Genomic DNA, 6,000 nt, shown 5'->3' on the forward strand with positions numbered 1-6,000 from the left:
GGGTTTCTACTTTAACACAATTTTGAACTACCCCCACTTTCACTTCGTTTAGAAGTGAGGGATTCCTAAGTAAAGAATTCTATCGAACTCTAATTGATTAGGCTAACCCCGCAGTCCTTGCGGTTAGAAGTCTTATTGCTTCATTCTTTATATTGATACTTGCGTTAATATCCCTATCATGGTGCGTACGACAAGAAGGACATTCCCATTTACGTAGGTTTAGATTTTTAACGTCTTTATTTTGATATCCACAACAAGAACATAATTGGCTGGAAGCAAATGTTTTCGATACGACAATGACTTGTTTGCCATACCATTTTGCTTTATATTCCAACATGGTTCGAAACTGTGACCAAGATACTTCACTAATTGCTTTTGCTAACTTATGATTCTTTAACATATTTGATACTTGCAAATCCTCTATACCGATAACATCGTGGCTTTTGATGATTTCAGTTGAGATTTTGTCTAAGTAATCTTTTCTAGCATTTGATATGTATTCATGAATTCTAGCTACTTTTACTCGTTGTTTATTCCAGCGAGAAGATCCTTTCATTCTTCTAGAAAGAACACGCTGTGCTTTCGCCAACTTATCTTCTAATGATCGAAAAAACTTCGGATTTTCATAGGGTGTTCCATCTGACAAAATGGCGAAATCTTTTAGTCCTACATCTATCCCAATGTAAGAATATGTTTTCGGAAGTTCTTGTACTTCTGTTTCAACTAATAGTGACACAAAATATCTACCAGAAGGGTTTCGTCTAACAGTCGCATTTACAATACGTCCCTCGACTTCACGACTTTTGGCAAATCGAACAAGGCCTAGTTTGGGCAACTTTATTTTGTTCCCTACAACGGCAATATTTTCATTTGTTTGTTTTGTGGTATAAGATTGTACGTTATTCTTCTTGGATTTGAAACGCGGGGCACTATTTTGTTTTTTGAAAAATCGTGTATATGCATCCGCAAGGTTGCGAACAGACGACTGAATCGCAATACTATCCACTTCTTTGAGCCAAACAAACTCTTTCTTCATGGCAGGAAGTTTGGCAGAACATGTACCATATGTTAAACCTTTTCCAGTTTCTTTATATGCGTGATCCCATAGGGATAGGAAATGATTGAATACAAAGCGAGAACAACCTATCGTTTTATTAATTAGAATTGCTTGTGCTTGATTTGGATAGATACGAAACTTAAAGGCTTTATTAATTATCATTTGATTCACCTCCATTTCGGTATATGACTATTATATACCAAACATACATTCGATGGATAGTGAAGTAATACTTTATGTATGTCGAACAATTAAGATGGCTCCCTGCCATCCCTTGTCCGAAGCCAATTCATCTCCCACCTACTCACTTCGCGTTCCTTGAGGAAGGAGTCTTCTTGGCTAAAATGATAAAAAAAGGCCCCATCACTGGGGCGCTCAAAAAATAATATAAGTAAATGAATTAAAACAAATAACAGGCATCTAATAATTCCTTAACGTACGAAATTCACGTTATGTTGGCGGGACCCCTACTTATACTTACTTTCTAACATCGCATAACGCAATAGCTTTAACTTTGTTTCTTTTTTCAATGCTTTCCATTCCGATACAGCAATCTTTATTCTTCATTCCTCCATTAAGGGATACAGACCGCAAAACGGAATAAAACCACGCTAAGGATTTTTGAGCCATTTTAACGCTAATTTAAATTGTGTTGTATTGGATGCTATAAGGAAATCGAAATAACACTTCTTAGCAAAATTAAAAATAATAAAGAAGCCGAATTCCTTAACAGGTGGAATTCGGTTTCTTACTACAATATTTAACTTTAATTAGGAAAGGATTGTCCAATTTAAAAGATAATATATTTATTTATATTTCGGATCGAAAGGTTTTACCTAACTGGTTACCAAGACCAAAATAATGACGGAAATTATATATAAGTGGGCTCCATTTATTTGGGTCAATATGATTTTCTTCAAGAATGATTTCCTTATGAGCGTGTACATGTATAGCTTGTGTCTCAACAATTGCAAAATCAGGAGAATAATCAGGAATTCGAATATGTTTCACCCTTGCCTCAATTTGAATTGGACACTCCATAATTCGAGTAGGTTTTACCGATTTAGACTCAGTAGGTGTTAATCTACTAATATCATATTTTTCTTTTTCATATGTAAACCCATTCTTTTTCTTATAATCTGGAACAGGATTTTTCCCTGTATAGGGGGCTAATTGTTCAACATTCTCCCATAATGAAGGACTCGGAACATTGATTACACATTCAGGATGTCGTTCTAAATTTTCAATAGCTTTCCCACCAAGTCCAATTCCTAATATAATACAATCTCCTAATGCCCATGATGATGACATAGGGCTGATGTTTACTGTTCCATCTTCATTTAGTGAATTTAGTAAAATCACAGGAGTTCCGTAGTATAGAATTTTAGGTTTAATAGTCTCTGTGTTTGAAACCTGAGTCATTTTTTTCATCTTTATTTCTCCTCCTATTCATATGTTCTTTCCTATTTATTGTAGAATATAAACATTTCGATTATCATCGAAATATGGATTACATTAGGGGGAAATTAAAATGAACGCAAATCCAAATGTAGCAATGATTGCTACTCTTGTGAGTGAAGCTTCTCGTGCAACAATATTAACAGTCTTATTAGATGGTAGATTCCACCCTGCAAGCGAATTAGCATATATGGCAGGAATCAAACCCCAGACGGCTAGTTTCCATTTGACAAAAATGGTCGATGCGAATGTAGTTATAGTTGAAAAACAGGGGAGACATCGATATTATGGAATTCGAAATCCGGAAGTTGCTCAAGTTATGGAGTCATTTTTATCAATAGCTCCACCCATTGAAATTAAATCATTAAAACAGGCTTCGGAAGATAAAGCGATGCGTTTTGCAAGAACATGTTATGATCATCTTGCGGGAAATTTAGGAGTACAATTAACAGATTCTTTAATTAAAATAGGTGTTATTTATGAAGAAAAGGACGGTTTTACTGTTACTGAAAAAGGGGAGTCATTCTTTACAAATTTTCAAATTGATCTTGAAAGGGTTAAGAAAAAGCGTCGTTCATTTACACACAAATGTTTAGATTGGAGTGAAAGACGTCACCACCTTGCGGGAGCATTAGGAAATGCCCTTCTAGAAAGACTATTAGAACTAAATTGGGTTCAACGTTTACCTAAAACAAGAGCAATAAAAATCACTTCTGACGGGAAAAAGGGACTAAAAGAAACATTTTCTTTTGATATTACAAACAACTAAGTTTTGAATATAAAACAGCCGATTTAGTCTTAAAGGGGTTAAAGTCGGCTATTTTGTGTTGAAATTTGCTTAACGTGGTTTTTTTCCGAAATGCTGGCGGTACCCATTAAATAGCAAGTGTAGAGATTGCTTGTTTATAGATTAGTTGTTGTTTACCATGAACCATTATTAGGACGGTAAATTTATCTGTTGCAAGAATCTTTCCACGTACTGGAACGCCATTCTTTAAAAATACAGTAACTTCTCCTTTTTTCTCTTTCAATTGTTCATACATATCTTCTTGTAAGTTATACATGAAATGCGCCCCCTATTTTTAGCTACTTTTCTTTTAATTCTTTCTGCCTTCCATTGTGGTCTATTTGTATTTCCCATTCACCTTCTATGTTTCCAAACCATTTTCCTATTTTGCTTACATTAGATAGTAAGATCCTCATGATTCAACTCCTTGCCTTTTAGATGCTTATGAACACAATATATACATTTGGAACGATGTTAATTCTTCATATAGGATACCGTCATATTGATATAAAGGCGCTATCCTTTCCTATGATTTCGCAGAAAGAATAACGCCTTTTTCTTTTAAGGGGGTATTTTGTCTAGTTAGCTTGATAGCGATGTGGTTCTACCCCCCTTATAAAGGTTACAAAAATCTTTCAAATAGCTCTAACTTGCACAATGCTTCCCGTTAATATAATACGCTGATTCTGTGAAAACCGTAAATACAACCTCTACTTCTGGAAGTCCAAAATCCATTACATATGTAGTAATGGCCTTGGCAAATCGATCACGAATTTCCTGTCCACGCTCGAACCATTTCACTTCAATAAGAGGAAACGCTTCTATTTCTTCTCCATTGAATACAAACGTAGAACTTGGTAGTTCCAACGTAAAATTATCCGTACCACACTCACAAATCTCTGCGAGCTCTTCTACCAATGGCTTGCTTATGTGTTTTAATTGTTCAGTAGTAATTCCACGAAACACAACATGCGGCATATGAATCCCTCCGTATGCTAAAATTATGATTCCTAACATCTTCTTTTTCATTAAGAGTTAAGCACCCCAAATCCCCTTAAAAAGTTGTATTCGGAATATTATAACAAAATCAAAAAAAGACCCTACAAGAGGGTCTTTCATGAACTAATATTAAGCTTTTTGAACATTAGTAGCTTGTAGGCCACGTTGTCCTTGTTCTACTTCAAACGTTACACTTTGTCCTTCGTCTAAAGATTTGTAACCGTCGATTTGGATAGCTGAGAAATGTACGAATACGTCTGCTCCATCTGCACGCTCGATGAATCCAAAACCTTTGTCTGCATTAAACCATTTTACTTTACCTTGTTCCATAATTATTGCCTCCTAGTGTGGATACCCACACATATGTTACTACCCTTGCTCAAATACCTTAGACGAAAAACAAAATTTATTCTTAATCTCAAACCGAACAAAAATAGGTCTTTATTAAATTAACATAATTTCTAAAAAATAGCAAATTTCAAAAATAAGTCCTTATGGTAATTAACCAATAATAGTGGTTGCTGAAGAAAAAGTCACTATGATAATCATCACAGCAAGAAGTTGCCAAAGGATCTCGATAATATTATTGGTTTGATTTTGTTCAGACATTCAACAACTAATAATATTAGCTATTTTCGAGTTAAATTTTACTTCTAATAACAAATTTTACGTCAACTAGCCCTTCTTGCTCTTTCTATTGTATCTAGTTAATATATTTATGGGTAAATTTAACAGGAGGGGTTCAATGAAACTACATGTAATTTGGGAGTTTATTTATATTATTATTCAAGCCCTGAAAGGACATTTTGTTTGGGGTATACCTTTGTATGTATTCTTACTACCTTTGGCAATTATGATTGTTTTTTTATTAATTTCTCATAAAAAATCAAAAGGGAAAGAAGTTCTTCAGAATTAATTTTAAAATTCTCTATTGAAAAAATACCTAGAAAAAAGAGCCATGTCAATTGCATTCACAGGGCTCTTTTTATTTCTTTTCCCCTTGTTTTTGGGTGTGAGTGCTGGCTCGTCGTGTGGGGGCGAAACCCCACATAGCGTTAATTTCATATAGAAAAAGAAGAATACCTTAAACGGAAGAACTGGCGGTTCGGCTGGTACAATTGTTGATCCAAGTCGAGCAATTTACCCCCGTTTTTGGTCTGTTCGGCTTGGCGAAAGCTAAAAACCAGCCGAAAAAAGTTTTGCAAGGACAGAAAAAAAAGAAAAGGCGATAGCCTTTAGGTGAGGATTAACGAACCGACTTTTCTTTTTCTGAAGGTGGAGATTTTTGAGCGTTATTTGCTCAAAAATACTACCTGTTCCTTGCGGAACTTTTAGCCTTATATATAAGAGTGAGAAGAGCAAAGTGAAGAAAGTCAGTAATATCAAGGGTTTATAAGACATGAGGTGTTAATTTTTTTTAACACCTGTGTTAATTTTTTTTAACACCTAAAAAGTGTAAAAACACAAATAAAAAAAGATGTCAATATAAAATCGACATCTAAAATAAATAAATTGGTAGTTTATGTTTTTTCTTATTACCTTCAATTTTGATATTACGTAGCGCTTTTGAAAAAATTTGTTGAGTTGCTCTATCAATATCATCTTTAGGTGAATTACATAATATATTGGGGTTAACAAACCAAGTTCTTGCTGAACAAGTCCTTCCATCTTCAGTTATTACACCTGTTTCTGCAACTCC

At 34.5% G+C, this 6,000-nt stretch carries 7 protein-coding genes and 1 pseudogene; 2 read left to right on the forward strand and 6 right to left on the reverse strand.

Translation table 11 applies throughout. The features are described 5' to 3' along the window. Positions 1–97 precede the first annotated feature (97 nt). A complete protein-coding gene (gene tnpB / locus JDS92_RS24335; protein WP_199632652.1) occupies positions 98–1,219 on the reverse strand; it encodes an IS200/IS605 family element RNA-guided endonuclease TnpB in 1,122 nt (373 codons plus the stop codon). Positions 1,220–1,867: 648 nt separating this feature from the next. Continuing rightward, positions 1,868–2,488: a flavin reductase family protein gene (locus tag JDS92_RS24340; RefSeq protein WP_000738849.1), complete on the reverse strand. Its 621-nt coding sequence runs from the start codon at positions 2,486–2,488 to the stop codon at positions 1,868–1,870. Between the two features lie 100 nt (positions 2,489–2,588). Between JDS92_RS24340 and JDS92_RS24345 the strand changes: the two genes are divergently transcribed. Next, entirely contained in the window at positions 2,589–3,284 is a 696-nt protein-coding gene (locus JDS92_RS24345; protein ID WP_000993336.1) for an ArsR/SmtB family transcription factor, read from the forward strand. A 106-nt stretch (positions 3,285–3,390) separates the two neighbouring features. Here JDS92_RS24345 and hfq read toward each other — a convergent pair whose 3' ends face one another. From hfq to JDS92_RS24360, 3 genes are all read right to left on the reverse strand, one after another. Further along, the gene (gene hfq / locus JDS92_RS24350) at positions 3,391–3,579 is read right to left on the reverse strand and encodes an RNA chaperone Hfq (RefSeq protein WP_199632653.1); all 189 of its coding nucleotides are present in this window, start codon (positions 3,577–3,579) and stop codon (positions 3,391–3,393) included. Positions 3,580–3,947: 368 nt separating this feature from the next. Then, the gene (locus tag JDS92_RS24355; protein ID WP_001120954.1) at positions 3,948–4,280 is read right to left on the reverse strand and encodes a DUF1904 family protein; all 333 of its coding nucleotides are present in this window, start codon (positions 4,278–4,280) and stop codon (positions 3,948–3,950) included. 150 nt (positions 4,281–4,430) lie between these two features. Beyond that, positions 4,431–4,631, reverse strand: coding sequence for a cold-shock protein (locus tag JDS92_RS24360; protein ID WP_000434813.1), 201 nt, complete (start codon positions 4,629–4,631; stop codon positions 4,431–4,433). A 415-nt stretch (positions 4,632–5,046) separates the two neighbouring features. Between JDS92_RS24360 and JDS92_RS24365 the strand changes: the two genes are divergently transcribed. Continuing rightward, positions 5,047–5,217, forward strand: coding sequence for a hypothetical protein (locus JDS92_RS24365; protein ID WP_000766347.1), 171 nt, complete (start codon positions 5,047–5,049; stop codon positions 5,215–5,217). Between the two features lie 582 nt (positions 5,218–5,799). On the opposite strand, the pseudogene JDS92_RS24370 reads toward JDS92_RS24365, so the two are convergent. Then, positions 5,800–6,000: pseudogene (locus JDS92_RS24370) on the reverse strand (MarR family transcriptional regulator); the annotation flags it as partial.

Origin of the sequence: Bacillus cereus group sp. N12, assembly GCF_016483575.1 — a bacterium.
GTDB classification, from domain to species: domain Bacteria; phylum Bacillota; class Bacilli; order Bacillales; family Bacillaceae_G; genus Bacillus_A; species Bacillus_A toyonensis.